Genomic DNA, 22,548 nt, shown 5'->3' on the forward strand with positions numbered 1-22,548 from the left:
TTCACGCCGCGCCCGATATGGAGACGACGAGCCGCATGGAACCCATCACCGACGCATTCGCGCGGCACTTCGCGCAGGAATGGATCGACGCATGGAACGCGCACGATCTCGACCGCATCCTGTCGCACTACGATGACGCCTTCGTCATGCATTCACCGATGATCGTGCGGATCGCGGGCGAGCCGAGCGGATGCCTGCATGGCAAGGCGGCGGTGCGCGCGTACTGGGCGAAGGCGCTGCAACTCATTCCGGACCTGCGTTTCGAGTTCATTGCGGTGCTGGCGGGCGTAGACAGCGTCGCCATTCACTATCGCGGCGCAAACGGACGCGGCGCGGTCGAGGTGTTCCGCTTCGGAGCCGGCAATCGCGTGAACGAGGCATTCGCCCACTACGCGGCGTGAGGCGGTGGTCGCGAATCGTTCGCCGGGGCGTTGCCGCTATGCGTGCGACGCGCGGACGCGTTGCGCAATTTCTCGCGCGCATGCATCTACCGATGCCTTCGACGTATCGATCACGCAATCGCTGAATGCGCGCGCCGCATACCCTTCCCGATACATCTCGGCGATACGTTGCCGCTCCCATTCCGTCAGCACCCGCGTGCCGCGATCCGACGCCGCGATCGCCTCGGGCGGCGCGAGCGTGACGACGATCAACCGTGCATCACGCGCATCGCAGGCCGCGCGCAGCCGTGCGAATTCGGCTTCGCCGATCGGATAGGCGATCACCAGATGACGTTCTCCGGCCTGCGCGATCTGCGTGACGAGGCGCTCCAGCGCGATCGCCCACTGCACGTCGAACGGTGCGTCTTCGGGGGCAGCGTGATCGTCGCCGTCGATGAAGCGCGCATCCGGCAGCACGCGGGCGAGCGCGCGACCGATCGTCGTCTTGCCGCTGTTGATCGGGCCGTTCAGGTGAATGACGGTGCGAGGCGGGTTTGCTGGAGGAATCATGAAGGCGTGCTGGATCGGAACGCCTGCATTGTGCCTCGACATGCAATCTGTTTGTAATGCCGAAGCGATTAGAAAAATTATTCGACGAAGCGCCCTAAAGAAACCTTGACCCCCGCCGTTACCCTTTCTCGGTAGCTCACCAAAGTATTACTCGAGCCGCACGACAATTGCCGGGCGGCGCTGCGCGCGTCCAATTACAGCTTCGACGCCTACGGTCAGGTCATCAAACAATAAGCATACGGCCGACTCGCGCGCAGCATCGTCACGCCACGTGCGACGGCTCGGCGAAAACGTTCCGTCAACAACAAAAAGCCACTCACTGCATGAAGAACTCATCCAAAGCCACCCTGTTCGGTTGCGGCCTGCTCGTGACGCTGCTGTCCGGCTGCGTCACGTTGCCGAACACCGACATGAAGCCCGAAGCACGTCAGAAGCTGCATTCGATCGCGATCCTCGAAGTCAACGAGCCGAAGCGTGTCGCGGTCGTCAATATCGGCGGCGCGGCGGGCGGGTTCGGCCTGATCGGCGCGCTCGCGCAAAGCGCCGTCAACGCGAGCCATACGAGCACCTATACGGATCACGTGGCGGCCGGCAAGATCGTGTTCGCGCCGGACATCGTGGACGGCGTCACGGGCCGCCTTACCAGCAACGGCTATCAGGTCGTGAAGCTGGACGGTCAGAAAGCGAAGCTCGCCGACGACGGCAAGTCGGACGACTACTCCGCGATCCAGACCGACGCGGATGCCATCATGAACGTATGGTTCACGTCGTTCGGCTATATCTCGCCGCCCAACCAGCCCGATTACATTCCGTGGGTGGTCGTCCGCGCGCGCATTCTCGACGCGAAGACGAAGCAGGACATCTATTTCAAGACGTTCGCGTGCGGCTACGACATCAAGTCGAACAGCGTCCACATCGACAGCGATTTCGCCTATACGTACGGCAGCTTCAGCGATCTCGAGAAGAATTTCGACAAGTCGGTGGAAGGGATCAAGTCGTGCGAGAAGTCGGTCGCGGACACGATCGGTCAGGATCTGGCACGCACGCCGGCGGCTGCGGCTGCGACGACGACTGCGGTTGCGACGACTGCGACTGCGACTGTGACCGGGACGGCCACGGCATCGAAATGATCCTGATGCGACTGCAGGATCGTCGTGATGCGCGTTCCGAATCCGGCAGTGCCTGAAGAAAGGCGGGAGGGGAGTGCTGCATGCGGCCGGGCGGTTCTTACGCCGCCCGGCCGCTCGCGAAAACGGCTTGCTTACTCGCCGCTATCGCCCTTGATCTGCGGCAACGCCGACGATTCACCCGGCGTGAGCAAACCGACCTGCGTATAAACGCGCAGCTTGTCGCGCGTATCGGTGATGTCGAGGTTGCGCATCGTCAGCTGGCCGATCCGGTCACGCGGCGAGAACGTCGACGCCACCTTCTCCATCGACAGGCGTTCCGGCTGATACGTGAGGTTCGGCGACTTCGTGCTCAGGATCGAGTAGTCGTTGCCGCGGCGCAGTTCGATCTTCACTTCGCCGGTGATCGCGCGCGCGACCCAGCGCTGCGCCGTTTCGCGCAGCATGATCGCCTGCGGGTCGAACCAGCGGCCCTGGTACAGCAGGCGGCCGAGACGGCGGCCGTTCTCGCGATACTGCTCGATCGTGTCTTCGTTGTGGATGCCAGTGACGAGACGCTCGTACGCGATGTACAGCAGCGCGAGGCCCGGGGCTTCATAGATGCCGCGGCTCTTCGCCTCGATGATGCGGTTCTCGATCTGGTCGCTCATGCCGAGGCCGTGGCGGCCGCCGATGCGGTTCGCTTCCAGCAGCAGCTCGACCGGGTCCTTGAACTCGACGCCGTTCAGCGCGACCGGCTGGCCTGCTTCGAAGCGCACCGTCACTTCCTCGGCGGCGATCTTCACGTCGTCGCGCCAGAACGCGACACCCATGATCGGGTTCACGATCTTGATGCCGCTCTCGAGGCTTTCCAGATCCTTCGCCTCGTGCGTCGCGCCGAGCAGGTTCGAGTCGGTCGAATACGCCTTCTCGGCCGACATCTTGTACGCGAAGCCGGCCTGGTTCATGAATTCGGACATTTCGGCGCGGCCGCCGAGTTCGTCGATGAACGTCTGGTCGAGCCACGGCTTGTAGATCTTCAGATCCGGGTTCACGAGCAGGCCGTAGCGGTAGAAACGCTCGATGTCGTTGCCCTTGTACGTGCTGCCGTCACCCCAGATGTTGACGCCGTCTTCCTTCATCGCGGCGACGAGCATCGTGCCCGTCACGGCGCGGCCGATCGGCGTCGTGTTGAAGTACGTGACGCCGGCCGTCGTGATGTGGAACGCGCCGCTTTGCAGCGCGGCGATGCCTTCGGCGACGAGCTGCGCACGGCAGTCGATCAGGCGGGCGCCGGCTGCGCCGTATTCGATCGCGCGTTTCGGGATCGCGTCGTAATCGTCTTCGTCGGGCTGGCCGAGGTTCGCCGTATATGCGTACGGGACGGCGCCCTTCAGTTTCATCCAGTGCAGCGCGGCGCTGGTGTCCAGGCCGCCGGAGAAGGCGATACCGACCTTCTGGCCGGTCGGGAGGCTTTCGAGAATCGTGCTCATAGGAATTACCGTGGATTGAAGCCGGTGGGATCGTATTTCGCGGAATATGCGAGTATCGGCTGTCCGGGAAGTTGGGGCAAGACCTGATTTTCGCGCCAATACGTTGTCGGGCCTGTCGCGGCGGGCCCGGCGGGCGGCGAATCAGGCGGAGAACGCCGCGCAAACCGGCGCCGAGCGGCGGCCGAAACGGTCGCGGCCGAGCGCCGTCGCGGGCCGCGCTTCCGGGGCCGGATCGGCTGAAGGGCGGGGCAGCCGCCGTCGGGATGCGAGCCCGCCGCACCGAAAGGATTATGAAAGATTTTGGCGTGGAGCCCGGCGTCCCGCGACCTTCAGATATTCCACGCCTGCGCGGTATCGAGCAGTTTCTCCCGCAACTGATCCACTTCGCCGGCCAGCTTGGCCGTGATCGACACGTAGCCCGACAACTGCGGCGGAGGCATGTCGTGCGGCGGCTCGGCCGGCCGGCGGCGCGCCGCGAGCCGGCTCGGCGTACCGACCTTGAGCGCGCGGCTCGCGCCGACGAGCGTGTCGCGGATGCGCCGGTTCACGGCCTTCATTTCGTAGCGCATGTATTCGCGGGCAGCCACGTCGTCGCGGGCCGGCACCGTGCTCGACAGGATCTCCAGGTAGCCGATGCACAGGCGCAGGCTGCGCTGGATCGCTTCGAGGTGCGTGACCGAGATCTCGCATTCCTTCGACACCGACGGCATCAGCGAACGCAGCTGCACCAGCAGCGCGCTCAGCGCGGCCATTTCCTTCAGGTGCGCGTCGTCGCTCACGCGGCGGTCGCCCGCGAGCCGCGTATGCACGGCCGCGCACGCGCGCAGCGCATCGGCGAGCTTGTAGCGCCACGAGTAGGTCGCGTAGAGCGGCAGCGCGAACGAGAACGCCAGCGCGATCGCGATGCCGGTCAGGACGTTTACCGCGCGCCACAGGCCGTCGACGATTTCGTTGTCGCCATGCCCGGCGACGATCACCATCGTGATCGCCGACAGCAGCGCGATGTAACCGGCCTTGCCGATCGCGTGATACGCGCACAATCCGCACGCGATCGCCATCAGCAAGTAGATCGCGAACGGCGCGTGCAGCACGGAGTAGAGCAGGATCAGGCCGAGCCCCGCGAGCGCGCCGATCGACGTGCCGAGCGCGCGCTCGGCCGCCTTCTTGCGGATGTTCCCGTGGTGCTGCAGCCCGCCGACGACGATCAGCACGGTGATCGTCGACCATTCGCCGTGCGGCACGCGCAGCCCGGTGGACAAGGCGATCGACACGAGGATCGCAAGCGCGACGCGCGCCGCATGGATCAGCTTCGCGTGCCGGTAGCGGCGGTAAGGGTCCAGCAGGGGACGGAGGGCGTGGCGCAGGAGCGGCGGCAGTCGGGCAGGAAGCTGGGCGTTCATGACGGAGCGGAGATGGCCGGCGGGGTGGCCGGAATACGCGCGGGCGGCTCGCGCGGGCCGGCGCCGCGCCGCACGCGCAGCTGACGTAACGCTAGCCGAACGCGCGCGGGCTGTCCACGGCGACGCGGTGCGGGCGCCGCCGGCCGCCGGCCGCCGCGTTACGCGTCGGCGGTGTTTGCCTCGGCGTTCGATACGCGATTGCGTCCGCCGGACTTCGCGCGGTACAGCGCCTCGTCGGCCTGCCGCAGCAGCGTCGCGGCGTCGATACGCCCGCCGGCGGCGGTCGCGGCGCCGATGCTCGCCGTCACGTGCCCGTACGGGCTGCGGCCGTGCGCGATGTCGAGCCCGGCGATCGCGCGGCGGATCCCTTCGGCGACGGTCGCCGCGCCTCGCGCATCGGTGTCCGGCAGCGTGACGACGAATTCCTCGCCGCCGTAGCGCGCGACGTGGTCGCTGTCGCGGCGCAGGCAGCGCGACGCCGATTGCGCGACGCGGCGCAGCACATCGTCGCCGGCGAGGTGGCCGTAGTAGTCGTTGAACGCCTTGAAATGATCGACGTCGACGAACAGCACCGACAGCGGGCGGCCGCTGCGCGACGCGCGCAGCGCTTCCTTCGCGAGCACCGTGTCGAACGTGCCGCGGTTGTCGAGCCCGGTCAGTGAATCGGTGTGCGCGAGCCGGTACAGCTTCGACTCGGCGATCTGCCGGCGCTTGAGTTCGCGCGACAGCGCGAGCGAGCCCCACGCGATGAACACGGTAAACAGGGCCATCAGCACGGCGGTCCAGATCGTGCGATGGCGCCACGACGCGTAGATGTCGATCTCGGCGGGCGCGACGTCGACGACCAGCGGCAGATTCGCGAGATGCTTGTAAACATAGATGCGCCGCACGCCGTCGATCGCGCCGACGCCCGTCAACGCGCCTTCGCTGCTGCGCTGCGCCTCGATGAAGAGCGGGGCGTTGTGAAGGTCGAGGCCGACCACGCGCGCATCGAACGGCAGGCGGGACACGAGCGCGCCGTTGTCCTCGACGATCGCCGCGCTGCCGTGCTTGCCGACCGCGAGACCGTCGAGCAGCGCGCGGAAGTAGTCGATGCTGAGCGTGCCGACGACGATCCCTCCGAAGCGGCCATCGGCCAGCGTGATCCGTCGGCTGAGCGCGATCGTCAATGCGCCGCCGCGCAGCCGGGACGCATAGGGCCGGCTGATGAAGAGGCCCTGCGCGAGCCGGTCGCGATGCACGGCGAAATATTCGCGGTCGGCGAAATTGCCCTGTCGCGGCGGCGATTCGGCCGAATCGATCACGATATTGCCGTGCGGATCCATGACGAAAATGGCGCCGAGATACGCGCCGCTCGCGGCGCGGTCGAACAGCAGCCGGTGACGCTGGTGCGGCGGCAAAGCCATCAGTTCCGGATCGGCGAGGCCGTCGACGACGTTTTGCAGCGACAGATCATACAGTTCGATATTGCGGGAAATATCGCGCTCGATCAGCAGCATCAGGTTGCGCGCATTTTCGACCGCATGATCGTATGCGTCGTGGCGTGCCTCGATTAAAAGCGACGTCGAGAGTCCCCAGCTGAACAGGAGCAGCATGATGCCCGCGACGAGTACGCCGCGGGGCGACAGAATGCGTGCCACGGCCGACGCGGTATGACGGCGCGCCGTGGCGAGCGGCGTGTGTGGCTTCATCCTCGGGGGTGGGCGGCGGGAATTTGCGTCGTAGACGATTCCGCGCAGTGATTAATTCGCATTAATCGGCATTATCTCGCGAATCCCGGAATTTCGCCGCGCGATGCAAAACATGCATGCGCCGATCGCGATTCGGAACGATTACACACCATTACTGTGAGCCGGGTGTCAGTTTGATTTGAATCAATTGTGAGTGGCCGGTATTTTGTCTGATTATTGGCGGCGCTTGCGGATCGATTTGTCGTTTTAATACAGGATCGGGCGATTGCGCCGGAACGATTTCGCCTTGCACGGTTCGCCATCGCGGATGACCACTCGAATGGCATGACCTGTACCGCGCAACCCGCAGCCATGCCGCCGTCTCGTCGCCCCGCCGTGTCCAACTTGTTGATTCTGCTGCGTCTGCATGCGGCGGCGGGGCGTTCGGCGCTCAGCTGCCCCCGCGGCGAATCAGGTAGAATCCGCGCTTCGCCGCAGGCGCCCGGCGCGCAACGCGTATCGGGGCTGCATCGAATGCATCGCAGCAGGCGGCGCGCCGCGCCCCGATCCCGCATGCGCCGGCTCCGGATGCCGGCCCGCTCAACGTTCGTCTCGTTTATGTCCGCAATTCCGAATTCCGACCAACCCGGTTCGTCCGCGAACCCACCCAAGCTTCATCGCGCGCTGAAGGCGCGCCATCTGACGATGATCGCCATCGGCGGCTCGATCGGCACGGGCCTGTTCGTCGCGTCCGGCGCGTCGATCTCGCAGGCCGGCCCTGGCGGCGCGATGGTCGCTTACATGCTGATCGGCCTGATGGTCTACTTCCTGATGACGAGCCTCGGCGAAATGGCTGCGTTCATGCCGGTGTCGGGCTCGTTCGCGACCTACGGCGCGAAATACGTCGACGAAGGCTTCGGCTTCGCGCTCGGCTGGAACTACTGGTACAACTGGGCCGTGACGATTGCGGTCGAACTCGTCGCCGCGCAGCTCGTGATGCACTACTGGTTCCCGGACGTGCCGGGCGTCTGGTGGAGTGCCGCGTTCCTCGGCGTGATGTTCCTGCTCAATGCGCTGACCGTGCGCGGCTTCGGAGAAGCCGAATACTGGTTCGCGCTGATCAAGGTCGTCACCGTGGTTGCGTTCATCGGCGTCGGCCTGCTGATGATCTTCGGCATTCTGAAAGGCGCGCCGGGCAACGGCTGGGGCAACCTGACGATCGGCGACGCGCCGTTCGCGGGCGGCCTGCCGGCGCTGATGGGCGTCGCGATGATCGCGGGCTTCTCGTTCCAGGGCACCGAGCTGATCGGCGTCGCGGCCGGCGAATCGGAGAACCCGCGCACGACGATCCCGCGCGCCGTGCGTCAGGTGTTCTGGCGCATCCTGCTGTTCTACGTGCTGGCGATCTTCGTGATCGGCGTGCTGATTCCCTATACCGATCCGAACCTGCTGAAGAGCGACGTGACCGACATCGGCGTGAGTCCGTTTACGCTGGTGTTCCGCCACGCGGGCCTCGCGTTCGCGGCCGGCGTGATGAACGCGGTGATCCTGACGGCCGTGCTGTCGGCCGGCAACTCGGGCATGTACGCGTCGACGCGGATGCTCTACAACCTCGCGACGGAAGGCCGCGCGCCGAAGCTGTTCGCGAAGCTGTCGCCGGGCGGCGTGCCGCGCAACGCGCTGTACGCGACGACCGCCGTCGGCGCGCTGTGCTTCTTCACGTCGCTGTACGGCGACAAGACGGTGTACCTGTGGCTGCTGAACACGTCGGGGATGACGGGTTTCATCGCGTGGCTCGGCATCGCGATCAGCCACTACCGGTTCCGCAAGGGCTACGTGACGCAAGGCTACGCGGTCGACCAGCTGCCGTACCAGTCGAAGTGGTTCCCGTTCGGCCCGCTGTTCGCGTTCGTGCTGTGTCTCGTGATCGCGCTCGGCCAGGACTATCAGGCGTTTCTCGCGAATCGGATCGACTGGGCGGGTGTGGCCGCGACCTATGTCGGCATTCCGCTGTTCCTCGTCGTGTGGCTCGGCTACCGGTTCCTGAACAAGAGCCGCTTCGTGCGTTACGAGGACATGGAGATCGCACCGTGGGTCGCCGCGAGCCGCGGCGCGCAGCTGCAGCGCGTGGAGAACCGCGAAACCGCGGGCTGATGCCGGCGCGGCACGTGGCCGCGCGATGGCGCAACGAAACGGGAAGCCGCACGCTTCCCGTTTTTTTTGTCCGCTTTCCCCTGCACGGGGTCAAAGCCGGTTATATTGCCCGACCCTACCGGGCCACACGGCCCGGCCGGCGCGACGAGCGCGGCGCGGATCGGGCATCCGGCGCGTGCCTCTCGCGGCGGCCGGCGGCGCCCGGCGTTTCCATCGTTCCGCCGCGCCGGCACGGCCCGCGGAGCGCGCAACCCAGAGGAATCCATGAGTGCATCACCCGCCGAGCGGAAGGCCGGACCCGTTTCCATCGTGCGAATCGAAGCCGCGATCAACGCGTGGCGCGAAGTGTATCCGCCGGCGCCGGACGGCGAGGACGGCTACGCGCTCGACGCCGGCAGCAACTGCCTGGCCGAGCTGTACGGCGCGATGATCTGCTATCGGCTGCCGGACGTGCCGCTCGACTCGTTGAGCGACGCGCAGCGCGATGCGCTGTACGCGACCGAGGCGTGATGCGCGGTCGAGACGCTGCCGCGACGCGGCGTCGATGAAGAAACGGGAAGCCTGGCGGCTTCCCGTTTTGCTTTGCGCGGTGCCGGACGCGAGGGCGGCACGACGCTGCTCGCGCCGGTTTCGGCGCGGGCTGAGGTATCGTCATGGCATCGGGATCGGGCGATCACGGGACGACCGGCTCGGCACGCGTCTGCGCGGGGCCGAATGAACGTCCGTTGCCGGTCCGGGAGGGATCGAAAAATGGAGTTGAGACATCTCCGCTACTTCGTCGCGGTTGCCGAGGAGCGGAATTTCACGCGTGCGGCCGAGCGCCTGCACATCGCGCAGCCGCCGCTCAGCCGGCAGATCCAGCAGCTCGAGGAGGCGCTCGGCGTGCCGCTGTTCGAGCGCAACGCGCGGCCGCTGAAGCTGACCGACGCGGGGCGGTTCTTCTATTCGCACGCGGTGCAGCTGCTCGCGCAGACGACCGAGCTCGAATCGATGACGAAGCGGGTCGGCAAGATCGAGCGCAGCATGTCGGTCGGGTTCGTCGGTTCGACGCTGTACGGGATGCTGCCCAAGATCATCCGGCGCTTTCGCAGCGAGTATCCGGCCGTCGAGCTGAGCCTGCACGAGATGTCGACGATGGACCAGATCAAGGCGCTGAAGGAAGGGCGCATCGACGTCGGGTTCGGGCGCATCCGTCACGAGGATCCGAGCGTGCGGCGCGTCGTGCTGCGCGAGGAGCGGATGATCGTCGCGCTGCCGGTCGGTCACGTGCTCGACGGCGCGAAGCCCGTGCTGTCGCTGCACGATCTCGTGAACGACACGCTGATCATCTTCCCGAAGGCGCCGCGGCCGAGCTATGCGGACCAGGTGCTCGCCGCCTTTCACGATCGCGCGTTGCAGCCGCGCAAGATCTACGAGACGCGCGAACTGCAGATCGCGCTCGGACTCGTCGCGATGGGCGAGGGCGTGTCGGTCGTGCCGCACAGCGTGTACGGCCTGAAGCGCGACGATATCAGCTACAAGCCGCTCGACGATCCGAACCTCGTGTCGCCGATCATCATGAGCATGCGGATGCTCGACGAATCGGAGGACATCCGCGCGATGCAGGCGCTGATCTACCGGCTGTACGACGAAGCGCAGATGGAGTATCTGCCGCCGCAGCCCGAATGAGCGTGCGGGCGGTGGGGCCTTGCTTGACGCCGCGTGGGTCGCCGGGCCACCATCGTCGGCATTCGATGCGGCCCGCCCGCGTGCGGCCGCCTTCATGCAGACGACGACACACATGACTGAAATCGTGACCGAGGAGACCTGGGTCGAGACGCCGCAAGGGCGTCTCTTCGCGAAGCGCTGGCGCGGCGTGCCCGCGCGGGCACCGGCCGCACCTACGCCGGTCGCACCTGAGCAGGCCGCACCTGCGCCGGTCGCACCGATCGTGCTGCTGCACGATTCGCTCGGCTGCGTCGAACTATGGCGCGACTTCCCCGCGCAACTCGCACGCGCCGCCCGGCGCGACGTGATCGCATACGACCGGCTGGGCTTCGGGCGGTCCGATCGTCATCGGGGGCAACTCGGCATGACGTTCGTGCGCGACGAGGCCGATCACGGATTCCATGCGCTGCTCGAGCGGTTCGGTATCGATGCGTTCGTGGCGTTCGGGCACAGCGTCGGCGGCGGCATGGCGGTCGGATGCGCGGCCGCGTATCCGGCGCGTTGCCGCGCACTGGTGACGGTCTCCGCGCAGGCGTTCGTCGAGGATCGCACGCGCGACGGCATTCGCGAGGCGGGGCAGCAGTTCGACGCGCCCGGCCAGCTCGACCGGCTCGCGCGTTATCACGGCGACAAGGCCGAATGGGTGCTGCGTGCGTGGGTCGACACGTGGTTGTCGCCGGCGTTTCGCGACTGGAGTCTCGACGACGAACTGCCGCGCGTGCATTGCGCGACGCTCGCGATTCACGGCGAGCAGGACGAATACGGGTCGGACGTGCATCCGAAACGGATCGCCGCGCGCGTCGCGGGGCCGTCGTCGTTCCTGCTGCTCGACGGATGCGGACACATGCCGCATCGCGAGCGGACCGACGACGTACTCGCGGCCGTGGCGACGTTCCTGCGCGACGCGCTCGCCTGAACGCCCGGGCGCGGGCGTGCGATGCAACCGGCGGGCCCGGCCCGCCGGTGCTCAGAACGACAGCTGGATTGCGAGGTCGACGGCGAGAATCGCGATCGAGCAGCCGATGCCGAGAACCACGTTCGGCAGCCGGTGTTCGAAGTCGCGATTGTCACGGCGCATCGCGGCACCGAGCAGGAAGACCGCCTCGACGACGATCTGCAGCCCGACGAACAGCAGCATCAGCAGATACTCGTAACCCATCTGCTTGAACACGGCGAATTGCATCCCGTGATCGCGGATCCATTGGCCGACGCGCAGCAGTTCGTAGACGAACAGCAAGGCAGGAAACAGGTAGCTGATGAAATACGTCGGCGCGGTGGCGTGCCGTAGTTCGAGGTGGAAGTGCGGATGCGTGGTAGCCATCAAGAAGCCCTCCTTGCAACGCATGATTGCGGTCGCGACGGCGGCGCGACGACGTGCGGACTAAGGGATTGCCCGAGGCATCGTGCGCGGTCGTACGGCACCAGCATACTGCTGCGCGGGAAATTTGGCATCCCGTCCGTGCGATCGTTGTAAAAATCCCTCCGCATCACGCGATGCCTTCAACGGCCGCCGCTCGCGGTGCGCGGTGTGTCCGCCGGCTGCGTGTCGCCGGCAGCGCCGGGCACCTGCCGTTCCCGATGGCGTTCCGGATCGCCGGCCGGCGCGCAGTGCGCTCGACGTGCGCGCGAATGGCGTGAGCGCGGTGCACGTTCGATGCGGACGCACCTTCCCGACCGTGCGTCGCCTGCGCGGGCGCTCACGCTTTCGCGTGCGCGCCTTCGACGAACAGCCTCGCGACCGACTGGAATTCCCGCTTCAGCGACAACCCCGGCACGGTCAGCCAGCGCAGCATCGCCGCGAGATACAGGTGATGGAACCACGTGGCGAGCTGGTCGGCCGCCAGCGCCGGGTTCAGTTCGCCCGCCTGCTGTCCGGCCGCGATCAGTTGCTGCCACACGAGCGCGATATCGCCGCCGCCATCCTCGCCGCTTTCCGCTTGCGCCACTCCGATGCTCAGGAACCGATGCCGCAGGTATGCGAGCAGATACACGGGATGCTGTTCGCACCATGCGGCCGACGCGTCGAGCACGCAGGCGATCCGCGACGCGAAGGTCTTCCGTCGCGCGACGTCGCGCTGCAGGTGCGCGAGGTCGCGCGCGAGTTCGCCTTCGAGCCAGTGCGCGAGCACGGCCTCCTTCGTCGGAAAGTGGTTGTACAGCGTACGTTTCGCGACATCGGCCTGCGCGGCGATCTGTTCCATCGTCACTGCGTCGTAGCCGTGCGCATCGAACAGGCGTGCGCCGGTGTCGGCGAGATGCGCGAGCATCTGGATGCGCTTGCGTGCGCGGCGGCCCGGATCGTCGGTCGTCGTTGGCATGGTTCGGTATCGACTGAAAGTGCACGAATTGCATTAGTATACGACGTGCACTTTTATGAATCCACTCGCCTGAATCATGCAGGAGGAGCCACGCATGAAGCTCGTCATCGCCACTTACGGCACCGAAGGCGACACGCGCCCGCTCGCGGCGCTCGGCCGCGCGCTGCTGGATGCCGGCCATGAGGTCCGGTTGCTGGCCGACGTCGCGACGCTCGGTTCGGCCGCCGCGCTCGGCGTGCCTTGCGAGCCGCTGTCCGGCGACATCCGCTCGGCGATCGCGCCGGATGGTGCGTTGTCCGAAGCGGTGCGCGGGCGCGGCGGTTTCAACGACACGTCGAAGGCGCTCGCGGCGATCGCGAATGCGAACACGGCGGCATGGATGCGCGAAGTCGCGGCCGCATCGGCCGGTTGCGATGCGATCCTGGTGTCGGGGCTGGCGTCGTTCGTCGGGCTATCGGTTGCCGAGTATCGCGGCGTGCCGGCGATCGGTACGGGGATGATCCCGATCACGCCGACCGCGACGTTCGCGTCGCCGTTTCTGCCACCCGGCAAGGTGCCGCGCTGGCTGAATCGCGCGAGCCACCGGTTCGTGAACGCGCTGCTGTGGCACGCGTTCAGGCGGGCGACCAATGCGGCGCGCGCCAGCATTTGCGGACTGCCGCCGCGCCGGGGCGTATGGACCGATCATCCGATGCTGTACGGCGTGTCGCCCGCGCTGCTGGCCGATCCGGCCGACTGGCCGGCGCATGTGCTGGCATGCGGTCAGTGGCGCGTCGACGCGCCGGCGTGGACGCCGCCGCCCGCGCTGTCGAGCTTTCTCGACGCGGGCGATCCGCCCGTGTATATCGGCTTCGGCAGCATGGCCGGGTTCGACCGGGCCGCGATGGTCGACGCGCTGTTGCAGGCGCTCGACGGCCGGCGCGCGTTGTTTTATCCGGGCTGGAGCGGCATCGATGTGTCGATGCTGCCGGCGCATGTGTGCGTGATCGGCGAGACGCCGCACGACCGGTTGTTTCCGCATGTATCGATGGCGATCCATCACGGCGGATCGGGTACCACGCATTCGGCCGCGCGGGCGGGCATTCCGTCTGTCGTCGTGCCGTTCGCGGGCGATCAGTTCTTCTGGGCGAGCCGGCTGCAACGCGCCGGTGTGGCCGATGCGCCGGTGGCGGGGCGGCGTGTGGACGCCGCGGCGCTTGCACGCGCGATCGCGTTCGCGGCACGAGCCGACACGCAAGCGCGTGCCGCCGAACTCGGTGCGCGGATCGCGCGGGAGGACGGGGTGGGGCTGGCGGTCGGCGCGATCGAGCGCTGGGGGCGCCCCGGCGTGCGCTGAACGCGTCCGCCCCGCGTCAGAAATGCCCGGTGAACCGGTAGCGACTGCCCGGATGCCACAGATTGGCCACCGACGCGACCATCCCTTGCGACCACGTGCGCCGATGCAGCAGCAGGCACGGCTCGCGTTCGTCCGTCGTCAGGTGCCGGCGCGTTGCCGCATCGGGCATCGCAGCCTCGATCCGGTATTCGACCCGCTGCAGCGGCGCGACGCGCGTCAGGTACTGGTTCGGCGTCGTCGTCGTGAAGTCCTGCAGCGCGTATTCGGGTGCGCAGGCCGGGTTGACCCAGCGCTCCTCGAGCTGCACGGGCGTGTCGTTCTCGAAGTGCAGCACGCGCGAATGGAAGATCGGGCTGCCGGTGTCGAGTTGCAGCTCGTCGGCGAGCTTCGCGTCGGCGACGGCCGCGCCGACCTCCAGCACCTGCGCACGATACGCATGGCCGCGCGCGGCGACTTCATCCGAGATGCTGCGGATCGCGACCAGTGTCGATTCGTATTTCGGCGACGCGACATACGTGCCCGAGCCGCGCGTGCGCGTGAGCACCTGTTCGGCCGTCAGCTCGCGCAGCGCGCGGTTGACCGTCATCCGCGCGACGTTGAATTCGCGCGCGAGCTCGTTCTCCGACGGCACCTGGTCGCCTTCCGCCCACTCGCCCGCATGAATGCGCGCGAGGATGAAGTCCTTGATTTCCTGATAGATCGGTGTGGTCATTGCATTGCTGTTCAAGAGACGGCGGCCGCGTGCCGTCGCGGGCCGGCCTTCGTGCGGTGTTCGGGCGGAGTGTACCGGGTTCGACGCGGTGCGGGCCCGACTGTGGGCCCGGGATTCGGGTTATTCCGGCCTGCATCCGGAGCGCCCATCGGGGGCCCGCCGGGGCCGCACGGACCGCGGCCACCGCGTCGGCGAGCGCGACAGGCGGAAAAGTATAGACAAATGCAGACGCGACGACGACGTGCCGAAGCCACACAGAAAGCTGGATTTCATCTGCATGTAATCTGTAGCGAATTGAAATATAAGGGAAATTCGCTCATGGAAACAATCCGCCGACAATTAGAGATAAACACGGATTGCTGGCGGTGACCTGAAAAAGGCAAAGTTGTATGTACAACTTCGGGAGTCACCGGACGGGTGGCTTCCGGGTTGGAACGGTTCGCGGCGGCGACGCCCGACCGGACCCGTGCCCAGTTCGCCTATGACAGGAACGCCATGAAGAAACTCGCGCTCAGTATTGCCCTTGCCTGCCTCGCGGTCGGTGCCCACGCCAAGGATTGGTCGACGATCCGGTTTGGCGTCGACGCCAGCTACCCGCCGTTCGAATCGAAGGACGCAAGCGGCAAGGTCGTCGGCTTCGACGTCGATCTCGGCAACGAGATCTGCGCACGGCTGAAGGCGAAATGCGTGTGGATCGAGAACGACTTCGACGGGATGATCCCGGCGCTGAAGGCGAAGAAGTTCGACGGCGTGCTGTCGTCGATGTCGATGACGCCGGCGCGCGCCGAGCAGATCGCGTTCTCCGACAAGCTGTTCAACACACCGACGCGCCTGGTCGCGAAGAAAGGCGCGAACCTGCAGCCGACGGCCGAATCGCTGAAGGGCAAGTCTGTCGGCGTCGAGCAGGGCACGATCCAGGAAACCTACGCGAAGGCCTACTGGGCGCCGAAGGGCGTGCAGGTCGTGCCTTACCAGAACCAGGACGGCGTGTACCAGGACCTGATGTCCGGCCGCCTCGACGCCGCGCTGCAGGACGCGGTGCAGGCCGACCTCGGCTTCCTGAAGACGCCGCGCGGCGCGAACTTCGAATTCGCCGGCAAGGACATCGACGATCCGAAGACGCTCGGCAACGGCGCCGGCATCGGGCTGCGCAAGGACGACGCCGACCTGAAGGCGAAAATCGACCACGCGATCGCCGACATGATCAAGGACGGCACGTACAAGAAGCTCGAGAAGAAGTACTTCGCATTCGACGTCTACGGCGGCTGACCGTCGATGCGGCGCGCATCCGCTGCGGCGCGCCGTGTCGTGTCGATTCCCGGGTGCCGCCTGCTTCGCATGACGCGTCCGGCTTGATGAGCGGACGACATCAGGTAATGCGCAGATATCGTTTGATGCGCGGGTAATGGCTATTGACAATCCAGCCACATCGTTCTGGATCCCAAACATGATCTTCCAAGGATTTGGCCCGCTGTTGTGGGCCGGCACGGTCGAGACCGTGAAGCTCGCGGTGCTGTCGCTCGCCGCGTCGCTCATACTGGGCCTCGCGGGCGCGGGCGCGAAACTGTCGACCAACCGCGTGCTCAGGTCGGTCGGCACGTTCTATACGACGCTGATCCGTGCGGTGCCCGATCTCGTGCTGATGCTGCTGCTGTTCTACGGGATCCAGATCCTGCTGAACGACGCGACCGACCTGCTCGGCTGGGACCAGATCGACATCGATCCGTTCGTGGCCGGCGTCGTGACGCTCGGCTTCATCTACGGCGCGTATTTCACCGAAACGTTCCGCGGAGCGTTCCTCGCGGTGCCGCGCGGCCAGCTCGAAGCCGGCTTCGCATACGGGATGAGCGGCTGGCGCGTGTTCCACCGGATCATGTTCCCGCAAATGATGCGCTTCGCGCTGCCGGGCATCGGCAACAACTGGCAGGTGCTCGTGAAGGCCACCGCGCTCGTGTCGATCATCGGCCTCGCCGATGTCGTGAAGGCGTCGCAGGACGCCGGCAAGAGCACGCTCGACTTCTTCTTCTTCACGCTCGCGGCAGGTGCGATCTACCTCGCGATCACGACGGTGTCGAACGTCGTGCTGCACCACCTCGAGAAGCGTTATTCCGTGGGCGTCCGGAGGCTTGCACTGTGATCGAACTCATCAGCCAGTACTGGCAAAGCTATCTCTACACCGACGGCTACCGCTTCAGCGGCCTGGCGATCACGCTGTGGCTGCTGGTCGTGTCGATCGCGCTCGGCTTCGCGCTGGCCGTGCCGCTCGCGATCGCGCGCGCGTCGTCGAACCGCTGGATTTCCGGCCCGGTGTGGCTCTATACGTACGTGTTCCGCGGCACGCCGCTCTACGTGCAGCTGCTGATGTGCTACACCGGCATCTACAGCCTGCAGGTCGTGCACAACCACGTGCTGCTCGACACGTTCTTCCGCAACGCGATGAACTGCACGCTGCTCGCGTTCGTGTTGAACGAATGCGCGTATGCGACCGAGATCTTCGCGGGCGCGATCAAGGCGACGTCGGCCGGCGAGATCGAGGCCGGGATGGCTTACGGGATGTCGCGCTTCAAGCTCTATACGCGCATCATCCTGCCGTCCGCGCTGCGCCGTTCGCTGCCGAGCTACAGCAACGAAGTGATCCTGATGCTGCACGCGACGACGCTCGCGTTCACCGCGACCGTGCCCGACATCCTGAAGGTCACGCGCGATGTCAACTCCGCCACGTACATGTCGTTCCAGGCCTATGGCATCGCGGCCGTGCTGTACGCCATCGTCGTGTTCGCGCTCATCTGGGCGTTCCGCAAGCTCGAGACGCGCTGGCTCGCGTACCTGTCGCCGCGCGGCCATTAACGCATTCGCAAGATTCGCAAGGAAGGACCAAGCATGTACAAGCTCACCGTTGACAACCTGCACAAGAAATTCGGCGACAACGAGGTGTTGAAGGGCGTGTCGATGAAGGCGAAGGCCGGCGACGTGATCAGCATCATCGGCTCGAGCGGCTCCGGCAAGAGCACGTTCCTGCGCTGCATCAACTTCCTCGAGCAGCCGTGCTCGGGGCAGATCACGATCGGCAGCGAGCCGATCGAGACCACGCGCGACCGCAACGGCTCGCTGCGCGTGGCCGACCAGAAGCAGCTGCAGCGCATGCGCACGAAGCTGTCGATGGTGTTCCAGCACTTCAACCTGTGGGCGCACATGACGGTGCTCGAGAACGTGATCGAGGCGCCGATGGCCGTGCTCGGGATCGGCAAGGAAGAGGCCGTCGCGCGGGCGCGCAAGTATCTGGAGAAGGTCGGCCTCGCGCCGCGCGTCGAAGGCATGTATCCGTCGCACCTGTCGGGCGGACAGCAGCAGCGTGTCGCGATCGCGCGTGCGCTCGCGATGGAACCGGAGGTGATGCTGTTCGACGAGCCCACGTCGGCGCTCGACCCGGAACTCGTCGGCGAAGTGCTGAAGGTGATGCAGAAGCTGGCCGAGGAGGGCCGCACGATGGTCGTCGTCACGCACGAGATGGGCTTCGCGCGCAACGTGTCGAACCACGTGATCTTCCTGCACCAGGGGAAGATCGAGGAAGAGGGCGATCCGCGGGAGATTCTCGTCAATCCGAAGAGCGAGCGGCTCGGGCAGTTCCTGTCGGGGCGGCTCAAGTAAGCGGGCGCTGCTGCGGCCTGGAACGCTAAATGCTTGTCCCGGATGACTCTTTCGATCGAGGAGCACCGCGATGAGCACGCCGACCCCTACCGCGTTTTCCCACGTGAGGCCGCAGGACACCGCGTATCAAGGCGAAGGCCTGCGCGACTTCTTCCTGTATCGCGATCTCGGCATCGCGGCCGCGACGAACGGCAAGGTCGTCGCGCAACTCGTCAGGGCGAATCATGCACCGGCGGCGGGCACCGGCTGGCACCGTCACGAGGCCGAGTTCCACATCGTGATCATGCTGAAGGGCTGGGCGCGCTTCATGTACGGCGACCGCGAGACGCTGGTGAACGCCGGCGACTGCGTGCACCAGGCACCGGGAATCGTGCATTACCTGTTCGACTATTCGCCCGACATGGAGTATCTGGAGATCGTCGGGCCGGCCGATTTCAAGTCGATCGACGTCGACGGGCCATGCGAAGTGCCTGCGCCGACGCCATGGGGCGACGCGGGCGCGTAGCCTCCGTTGTTTCGCACGCGAGGCATCCACGTGCCTGTGAAAGACCGCCTTCGGGCGGTTTTTTTATTGATCTTGTCCGGACACCTCGTCCTGCTTCGGTCATTCGATATCCAAAGCATTCGCCATGTAATGAAATGGAAAGAACTGACGGTTGTTTGTCAGTCACGCGTGACGTTTCGTTACACGCTGTCAAAGATCGTCAATTCGACACGGGTGCGGTGCACGGCGCATCGGCGGCCGGCGTTAAGGGTATAACAGCCGGAGCGCCGGCTGGCTTACCCAGGAGAATGTCATGACCCGCATCGCGAAGATCCTGACCGTGACGGCCGTCGCCTGCGCCGTGCTCGTGCCGGCGCTGGCCGAAGCCCATTCGCACCGCGTGTGCCATTTCGATCACCACCATCACCGCGTGTGCCGCTGGGTCCGTTGACCCGCGGCGCGGTATTCCCCGCATCGCGTCGGGACGTTGTTCCCATTCAGGCAAATCAGGAGAGGACTATGAAAAAGACGATGTTGATCGCCGCGCTCGTCGCGGGCATGGGCATGTCGATCGGTGCGTTCGCACAGGTTCCGGCCAGCGCGCCGGCCGGCACGACCGGGCTGTGCAAGGACGGTTCGTTCTACTCGGGCGCGTCGAAGAAGGGCGCATGCGCCGGTCACAAGGGCGTGAAGACGTGGTACGGCGCATCGTCGGCAGCCGCGGCCAGCGCACCGGCCGCAGCCCCCGCGACCGCGGCTTCCGCTTCCGCCGCATCGGGCGCGGCACCGGCGAAGAGCGCGCCCGCGACGACCGCGGCAGCGGCGCCCGGCGGCGGCGCGGGCAAGGTGTGGGCCAACGACAGCACGAAGGTCTACCACTGCTCGACCGACAAGTACTACGGCAAGACGAAGCACGGCAGCTACATGTCGGAAGCCGATGCGAAGGCGAAGGGTTACCACGCATCGCACGGCAAGGCCTGTTCGTAATATCGACGGCATGCGCGAGCCCTGGCCGCTCGCGCACTGACCGACATCGCGCCCCGCCATCCGTGCGGGGCGATTCGTTTGCAGCGCCGATGTGCCGCGTACATCGCTGCCGTACCGCGCGCGTTCAGTGCACGCGATCGGATTGCATCGCGGTCGCCGCCGCATCGTGACCGGCCGCGCGCGCGTCGAGCAATGACCGCAGCGTCACGTAGTGCGCGCCGCTCGCTCCGCCGTCCGTATCGGCGCTGCGATCGTACGGTTCGTTGTCATGGATCGTCGCACGTACGATCGGATAGATCTGCGTTTCCCAACGGCTGCCGTTGAACACGCCATAGTGACCCACGCCCGTCTGCACGTGGTGCGTTTTCAGGTAAGGCGGCAATCCGGAACACAGCTCCTGCGCGGCCACCGTCTGGCCCACGGCGCAGATGTCGTCCTTCTCGCCCTCGATCGTCAGCAGCGCGGTGCGGTGGATCGCCGCCGGTTCCACCAACCGGTCGCCGACCATCAGCTCGCCGCGCGCGAGCGCGTATTGCTGGAATACTTTCTCGACCGTTTCCAGATAGAACTCCGCGGTGAGATCGGCCGTCGCGAAGTATTCGTCGTAGAAGTGGCGCAGCGTGTCGGCTTTCGCCAAGTCGCCTTTCGCACGCTCGTAGTAGAGGTCGGCAAACGAAGCGGCATGGCGATCGGGATTCATCGACATGAACGCGCCGACCTGCACGAAGCCCGGGTACACGCAACGCTGCGCGCCAACGAAGCCCGGCGGCACGACACTGATCAGGTTGCGCGCGAACCATTCGATCGGCCGGCTCGTGGCGAGCGCATTGACTTTCGTCGGATTCACGCGGCAGTCGATCGGCCCCGCCATCAGCGTCAGGCTCGCGGGTTGGGTCGGATCTCCGCCGGCGGCCATCAGCGCGACGGCCGACAGCGCTGCGACGGTCGGCTGGCAGATCGCGAGCACGTGCGCGTCCGGGCCGATCTGGTGAATGAAATCGATCACGTGCCCGACGTATTCGTCGAAGCCGAAACGCCCGGCCGAAAGCGGGATGTCTCGCGGGTTGTGCCAGTCGGTGATGTACACGTCGTGATCGGCCAGCATCGTGTCGACGGTGCCGCGCAGCAGCGTCGCGAAATGCCCGGACATCGGCGCGACGATCAGCACGCGCGGCTGGCGCGCAACCGGCCGCGCCTTGCGGAAATGCAGCAGCGTGCCGAACGGCGTGGCCGCCGCGGCTTCCTCGACGATCGGCACCGATTCGCCGTCGACGACGACCGACGCGATGCCGAACGGCGGGCGCCGGTGCGAGAACGCGCAGCATTCGAGCAGTTCGCACAGCGCGTCGACCATGCGGCCCGTCGGCGTCGACGTGGCGGGCGGCCACATCGACATCGTCGCGCGTGTGGCGGCCGCCCATGCGCGCGCCGGACGCAGGCATTCGGCAGACCATTGGTAGAACGGATAGGCAAGCAGGTTCATGGTCTTCGCTCGTTGCGTCACGTTGCATGGAGCGAGGCAAGCCGTATGCCAGCATGCGGCTGGCACGCGCGTTGCACGCGGTTTGCGAATACGGCGACGGACACGGCGACACATGTGGCTCGGTGCAGCCGGACGGCCGAACGCCACGCGCAACGGCAGCGGTTCGGGGTAACGGCCGTGTCGCGCCACTGTGCGGCAATGCGCCAGTTCGGCGAACGCGCCGCACTGGCGTGGTGCGGTTCGCGTGACGCGGCGCGCTTTCGGTGCAGGGGCACGAACGGCAATCAGCAGGAGAGCGACATGGAAGCTACCGGACAGACGACGTTGACCATCAGCAGCCGCAACTACTCGTCGTGGTCGATGCGCGGCTGGCTGCTCGCAAGGTTGAGCGGGCTCGCGTTCGAGACCGTCAGCGCGCCGATCGACGCGGCATCGCGCGCGGAACTGCTGCTGCTGTCGCCGTCGATCCTCGTGCCGTGCCTGACGCACGACGGCAGCAGGGTGTGGGACACGCTCGCGATCGCCGAATATCTGAACGAGATCCGGCCGCAGGCGCAACTGTTGCCCGACGACCGGCATGCACGCGCGCATTGCCGGTCGATCTGCGGCGAGATGCATTCCGGTTTCAGCGCGCTGCGCTCCGCGCTGCCGATGAACCTGCGCGCGCATTTTCCCGGTTTCCGGATCTGGTCGCGTGCGCAGCACGACATCGAACGCATCGTGACGATCTGGCGCGATTGTCTGGCCGCATACGGCGGCCCCTGGCTGTTCGGCGAGCGGATCGGTGTCGCCGATGCGATGTACGCGCCGGTCGTCACGCGATTCCTGACCTACGACGTGAAACTCGAACCCGATATCGCCGAGTACTGCATGCGCATCCTCGCGCATCCGTTCGTCGCGGAGTGGATCGATGCCGCAAAAGCAGAGCAGGAAGACATCGACGAACTGGACATGGAGTTCTGACGCGCGACGCACCTTCGTGCCCTGAATCGGACGCAGGCACGTCCATCGAAACGAATCACCGCTGCGGCCGTGCAGCTCGCAAACGTTTCACGTTGATTTTCGCTGGAAACGAGCACGAATTCCCTAAAGGATGCCGG

Annotated in this window: 23 protein-coding genes; 15 read left to right on the plus strand and 8 right to left on the minus strand. The window is 66.1% G+C overall.

From position 1 onward, the window contains the following. The first annotated feature begins 35 nt into the window (after positions 1 to 35). Entirely contained in the window at positions 36 to 401 is a 366-nt protein-coding gene (locus LGM71_RS10285) for a nuclear transport factor 2 family protein (protein ID WP_059601423.1), read from the plus strand. A 36-nt stretch (positions 402 to 437) separates the two neighbouring features. On the opposite strand, the gene LGM71_RS10290 is transcribed toward LGM71_RS10285, so the two are convergent. After that, positions 438 to 950 (minus strand): shikimate kinase, encoded by a 513-nt coding sequence (locus LGM71_RS10290; RefSeq protein ID WP_226114793.1) that lies wholly within the window; start codon positions 948 to 950, stop codon positions 438 to 440. A 323-nt stretch (positions 951 to 1,273) separates the two neighbouring features. Here LGM71_RS10290 and LGM71_RS10295 point away from each other — a divergent pair, with 323 nt between their 5' ends. Then, positions 1,274 to 2,080 carry a hypothetical protein gene (locus LGM71_RS10295; RefSeq protein WP_226114794.1) on the plus strand — a complete coding sequence of 269 codons (807 nt, stop codon included), beginning with the start codon at positions 1,274 to 1,276 and terminating at the stop codon, positions 2,078 to 2,080. Positions 2,081 to 2,211: 131 nt separating this feature from the next. On the opposite strand, the gene argG is transcribed toward LGM71_RS10295, so the two are convergent. The 3 genes from argG to LGM71_RS10310 all read right to left on the minus strand — a co-directional run bounded on the left by argG (position 2,212) and on the right by LGM71_RS10310 (position 6,640). After that, complete coding sequence (gene argG / locus LGM71_RS10300) at positions 2,212 to 3,549, minus strand: argininosuccinate synthase (RefSeq protein WP_059601426.1); 1,338 nt, start codon at positions 3,547 to 3,549, stop codon at positions 2,212 to 2,214. Positions 3,550 to 3,878: 329 nt separating this feature from the next. Then, complete coding sequence (locus tag LGM71_RS10305; protein ID WP_226114795.1) at positions 3,879 to 4,949, minus strand: FUSC family protein; 1,071 nt, start codon at positions 4,947 to 4,949, stop codon at positions 3,879 to 3,881. 158 nt (positions 4,950 to 5,107) lie between these two features. After that, positions 5,108 to 6,640 carry a sensor domain-containing diguanylate cyclase gene (locus tag LGM71_RS10310; protein ID WP_124620981.1) on the minus strand — a complete coding sequence of 511 codons (1,533 nt, stop codon included), beginning with the start codon at positions 6,638 to 6,640 and terminating at the stop codon, positions 5,108 to 5,110. A gap of 597 nt (positions 6,641 to 7,237) precedes the next feature. On the opposite strand from LGM71_RS10310, the gene LGM71_RS10315 reads away from it, so the two are divergent. From LGM71_RS10315 to LGM71_RS10330, 4 genes are all read left to right on the plus strand, one after another. After that, positions 7,238 to 8,773, plus strand: coding sequence for an amino acid permease (locus tag LGM71_RS10315; RefSeq protein WP_175814796.1), 1,536 nt, complete (start codon positions 7,238 to 7,240; stop codon positions 8,771 to 8,773). Positions 8,774 to 9,037: 264 nt separating this feature from the next. Further along, complete coding sequence (locus LGM71_RS10320; RefSeq protein WP_006761486.1) at positions 9,038 to 9,283, plus strand: DUF3717 domain-containing protein; 246 nt, start codon at positions 9,038 to 9,040, stop codon at positions 9,281 to 9,283. A 240-nt stretch (positions 9,284 to 9,523) separates the two neighbouring features. After that, positions 9,524 to 10,441 carry a LysR family transcriptional regulator gene (locus tag LGM71_RS10325; RefSeq protein ID WP_059601436.1) on the plus strand — a complete coding sequence of 306 codons (918 nt, stop codon included), beginning with the start codon at positions 9,524 to 9,526 and terminating at the stop codon, positions 10,439 to 10,441. A 112-nt stretch (positions 10,442 to 10,553) separates the two neighbouring features. Further along, entirely contained in the window at positions 10,554 to 11,396 is an 843-nt protein-coding gene (locus tag LGM71_RS10330) for an alpha/beta fold hydrolase (RefSeq protein ID WP_226114796.1), read from the plus strand. Between the two features lie 51 nt (positions 11,397 to 11,447). On the opposite strand, the gene LGM71_RS10335 is transcribed toward LGM71_RS10330, so the two are convergent. Continuing rightward, the gene (locus LGM71_RS10335) at positions 11,448 to 11,801 is read right to left on the minus strand and encodes a hypothetical protein (RefSeq protein ID WP_059601439.1); all 354 of its coding nucleotides are present in this window, start codon (positions 11,799 to 11,801) and stop codon (positions 11,448 to 11,450) included. A 376-nt stretch (positions 11,802 to 12,177) separates the two neighbouring features. Further along, positions 12,178 to 12,798, minus strand: coding sequence for a TetR/AcrR family transcriptional regulator (locus LGM71_RS10340; protein ID WP_226114797.1), 621 nt, complete (start codon positions 12,796 to 12,798; stop codon positions 12,178 to 12,180). A gap of 94 nt (positions 12,799 to 12,892) precedes the next feature. On the opposite strand from LGM71_RS10340, the gene LGM71_RS10345 reads away from it, so the two are divergent. Further along, a complete protein-coding gene (locus tag LGM71_RS10345; protein ID WP_226114798.1) occupies positions 12,893 to 14,134 on the plus strand; it encodes a glycosyltransferase in 1,242 nt (413 codons plus the stop codon). A 16-nt stretch (positions 14,135 to 14,150) separates the two neighbouring features. On the opposite strand, the gene hutC is transcribed toward LGM71_RS10345, so the two are convergent. Continuing rightward, positions 14,151 to 14,846 (minus strand): histidine utilization repressor, encoded by a 696-nt coding sequence (gene hutC / locus LGM71_RS10350; protein ID WP_059466626.1) that lies wholly within the window; start codon positions 14,844 to 14,846, stop codon positions 14,151 to 14,153. A 495-nt stretch (positions 14,847 to 15,341) separates the two neighbouring features. On the opposite strand from hutC, the gene LGM71_RS10355 reads away from it, so the two are divergent. From LGM71_RS10355 to LGM71_RS10385, 7 genes are all read left to right on the plus strand, one after another. After that, positions 15,342 to 16,115, plus strand: coding sequence for an ABC transporter substrate-binding protein (locus tag LGM71_RS10355; RefSeq protein WP_226114799.1), 774 nt, complete (start codon positions 15,342 to 15,344; stop codon positions 16,113 to 16,115). Between the two features lie 178 nt (positions 16,116 to 16,293). Beyond that, the gene (locus tag LGM71_RS10360) at positions 16,294 to 16,983 is read left to right on the plus strand and encodes an ABC transporter permease (RefSeq protein ID WP_059601448.1); all 690 of its coding nucleotides are present in this window, start codon (positions 16,294 to 16,296) and stop codon (positions 16,981 to 16,983) included. Further along, positions 16,980 to 17,693: an ABC transporter permease gene (locus LGM71_RS10365; RefSeq protein ID WP_059601450.1), complete on the plus strand. Its 714-nt coding sequence runs from the start codon at positions 16,980 to 16,982 to the stop codon at positions 17,691 to 17,693. The genes LGM71_RS10360 and LGM71_RS10365 overlap by 4 nt, the downstream gene beginning before the upstream one ends. A 33-nt stretch (positions 17,694 to 17,726) precedes the next feature. After that, positions 17,727 to 18,494 (plus strand): ABC transporter ATP-binding protein, encoded by a 768-nt coding sequence (locus LGM71_RS10370; protein WP_059511632.1) that lies wholly within the window; start codon positions 17,727 to 17,729, stop codon positions 18,492 to 18,494. A 70-nt stretch (positions 18,495 to 18,564) separates the two neighbouring features. Continuing rightward, on the plus strand, positions 18,565 to 18,999 hold the full coding sequence (locus LGM71_RS10375; protein ID WP_059601454.1) for a cupin domain-containing protein: 435 nt from the start codon (positions 18,565 to 18,567) through the stop codon (positions 18,997 to 18,999). Positions 19,000 to 19,291: 292 nt separating this feature from the next. Next, entirely contained in the window at positions 19,292 to 19,429 is a 138-nt protein-coding gene (locus LGM71_RS10380) for an HHHH-motif protein (RefSeq protein WP_174908495.1), read from the plus strand. A 68-nt stretch (positions 19,430 to 19,497) separates the two neighbouring features. Continuing rightward, complete coding sequence (locus LGM71_RS10385; protein WP_059503738.1) at positions 19,498 to 19,965, plus strand: DUF3761 domain-containing protein; 468 nt, start codon at positions 19,498 to 19,500, stop codon at positions 19,963 to 19,965. Positions 19,966 to 20,089: 124 nt separating this feature from the next. Here the strand turns inward: LGM71_RS10385 and LGM71_RS10390 are convergent, their stop codons facing one another. Further along, the gene (locus LGM71_RS10390) at positions 20,090 to 21,448 is read right to left on the minus strand and encodes a polyhydroxyalkanoate depolymerase (protein ID WP_226114800.1); all 1,359 of its coding nucleotides are present in this window, start codon (positions 21,446 to 21,448) and stop codon (positions 20,090 to 20,092) included. A 300-nt stretch (positions 21,449 to 21,748) separates the two neighbouring features. Between LGM71_RS10390 and LGM71_RS10395 the strand changes: the two genes are divergently transcribed. Continuing rightward, on the plus strand, positions 21,749 to 22,411 hold the full coding sequence (locus LGM71_RS10395; RefSeq protein WP_124901368.1) for a glutathione S-transferase family protein: 663 nt from the start codon (positions 21,749 to 21,751) through the stop codon (positions 22,409 to 22,411). The last annotated feature ends 137 nt before the right edge of the window (positions 22,412 to 22,548 follow it).

Source organism: Burkholderia sp. AU33545, assembly GCF_020419685.1.
GTDB classification, from domain to species: Bacteria; Pseudomonadota; Gammaproteobacteria; order Burkholderiales; family Burkholderiaceae; genus Burkholderia; species Burkholderia diffusa.

Coding starts and splice junctions, on each gene's coding strand:
- LGM71_RS10285 (WP_059601423.1), top strand. CDS start 36: ATGGAACCCATCACCGACGCATTCGCGCGGCACTTCGCGCAGGAATGG.
- LGM71_RS10290 (WP_226114793.1), bottom strand. CDS start 950: ATGATTCCTCCAGCAAACCCGCCTCGCACCGTCATTCACCTGAACGGC.
- LGM71_RS10295 (WP_226114794.1), top strand. CDS start 1,274: ATGAAGAACTCATCCAAAGCCACCCTGTTCGGTTGCGGCCTGCTCGTG.
- argG (WP_059601426.1), bottom strand. CDS start 3,549: ATGAGCACGATTCTCGAAAGCCTCCCGACCGGCCAGAAGGTCGGTATC.
- LGM71_RS10305 (WP_226114795.1), bottom strand. CDS start 4,949: ATGAACGCCCAGCTTCCTGCCCGACTGCCGCCGCTCCTGCGCCACGCC.
- LGM71_RS10310 (WP_124620981.1), bottom strand. CDS start 6,640: ATGAAGCCACACACGCCGCTCGCCACGGCGCGCCGTCATACCGCGTCG.
- LGM71_RS10315 (WP_175814796.1), top strand. CDS start 7,238: ATGTCCGCAATTCCGAATTCCGACCAACCCGGTTCGTCCGCGAACCCA.
- LGM71_RS10320 (WP_006761486.1), top strand. CDS start 9,038: ATGAGTGCATCACCCGCCGAGCGGAAGGCCGGACCCGTTTCCATCGTG.
- LGM71_RS10325 (WP_059601436.1), top strand. CDS start 9,524: ATGGAGTTGAGACATCTCCGCTACTTCGTCGCGGTTGCCGAGGAGCGG.
- LGM71_RS10330 (WP_226114796.1), top strand. CDS start 10,554: ATGACTGAAATCGTGACCGAGGAGACCTGGGTCGAGACGCCGCAAGGG.
- LGM71_RS10335 (WP_059601439.1), bottom strand. CDS start 11,801: ATGGCTACCACGCATCCGCACTTCCACCTCGAACTACGGCACGCCACC.
- LGM71_RS10340 (WP_226114797.1), bottom strand. CDS start 12,798: ATGCCAACGACGACCGACGATCCGGGCCGCCGCGCACGCAAGCGCATC.
- LGM71_RS10345 (WP_226114798.1), top strand. CDS start 12,893: ATGAAGCTCGTCATCGCCACTTACGGCACCGAAGGCGACACGCGCCCG.
- hutC (WP_059466626.1), bottom strand. CDS start 14,846: ATGACCACACCGATCTATCAGGAAATCAAGGACTTCATCCTCGCGCGC.
- LGM71_RS10355 (WP_226114799.1), top strand. CDS start 15,342: ATGAAGAAACTCGCGCTCAGTATTGCCCTTGCCTGCCTCGCGGTCGGT.
- LGM71_RS10360 (WP_059601448.1), top strand. CDS start 16,294: ATGATCTTCCAAGGATTTGGCCCGCTGTTGTGGGCCGGCACGGTCGAG.
- LGM71_RS10370 (WP_059511632.1), top strand. CDS start 17,727: ATGTACAAGCTCACCGTTGACAACCTGCACAAGAAATTCGGCGACAAC.
- LGM71_RS10375 (WP_059601454.1), top strand. CDS start 18,565: ATGAGCACGCCGACCCCTACCGCGTTTTCCCACGTGAGGCCGCAGGAC.
- LGM71_RS10380 (WP_174908495.1), top strand. CDS start 19,292: ATGACCCGCATCGCGAAGATCCTGACCGTGACGGCCGTCGCCTGCGCC.
- LGM71_RS10385 (WP_059503738.1), top strand. CDS start 19,498: ATGAAAAAGACGATGTTGATCGCCGCGCTCGTCGCGGGCATGGGCATG.
- LGM71_RS10390 (WP_226114800.1), bottom strand. CDS start 21,448: ATGAACCTGCTTGCCTATCCGTTCTACCAATGGTCTGCCGAATGCCTG.
- LGM71_RS10395 (WP_124901368.1), top strand. CDS start 21,749: ATGGAAGCTACCGGACAGACGACGTTGACCATCAGCAGCCGCAACTAC.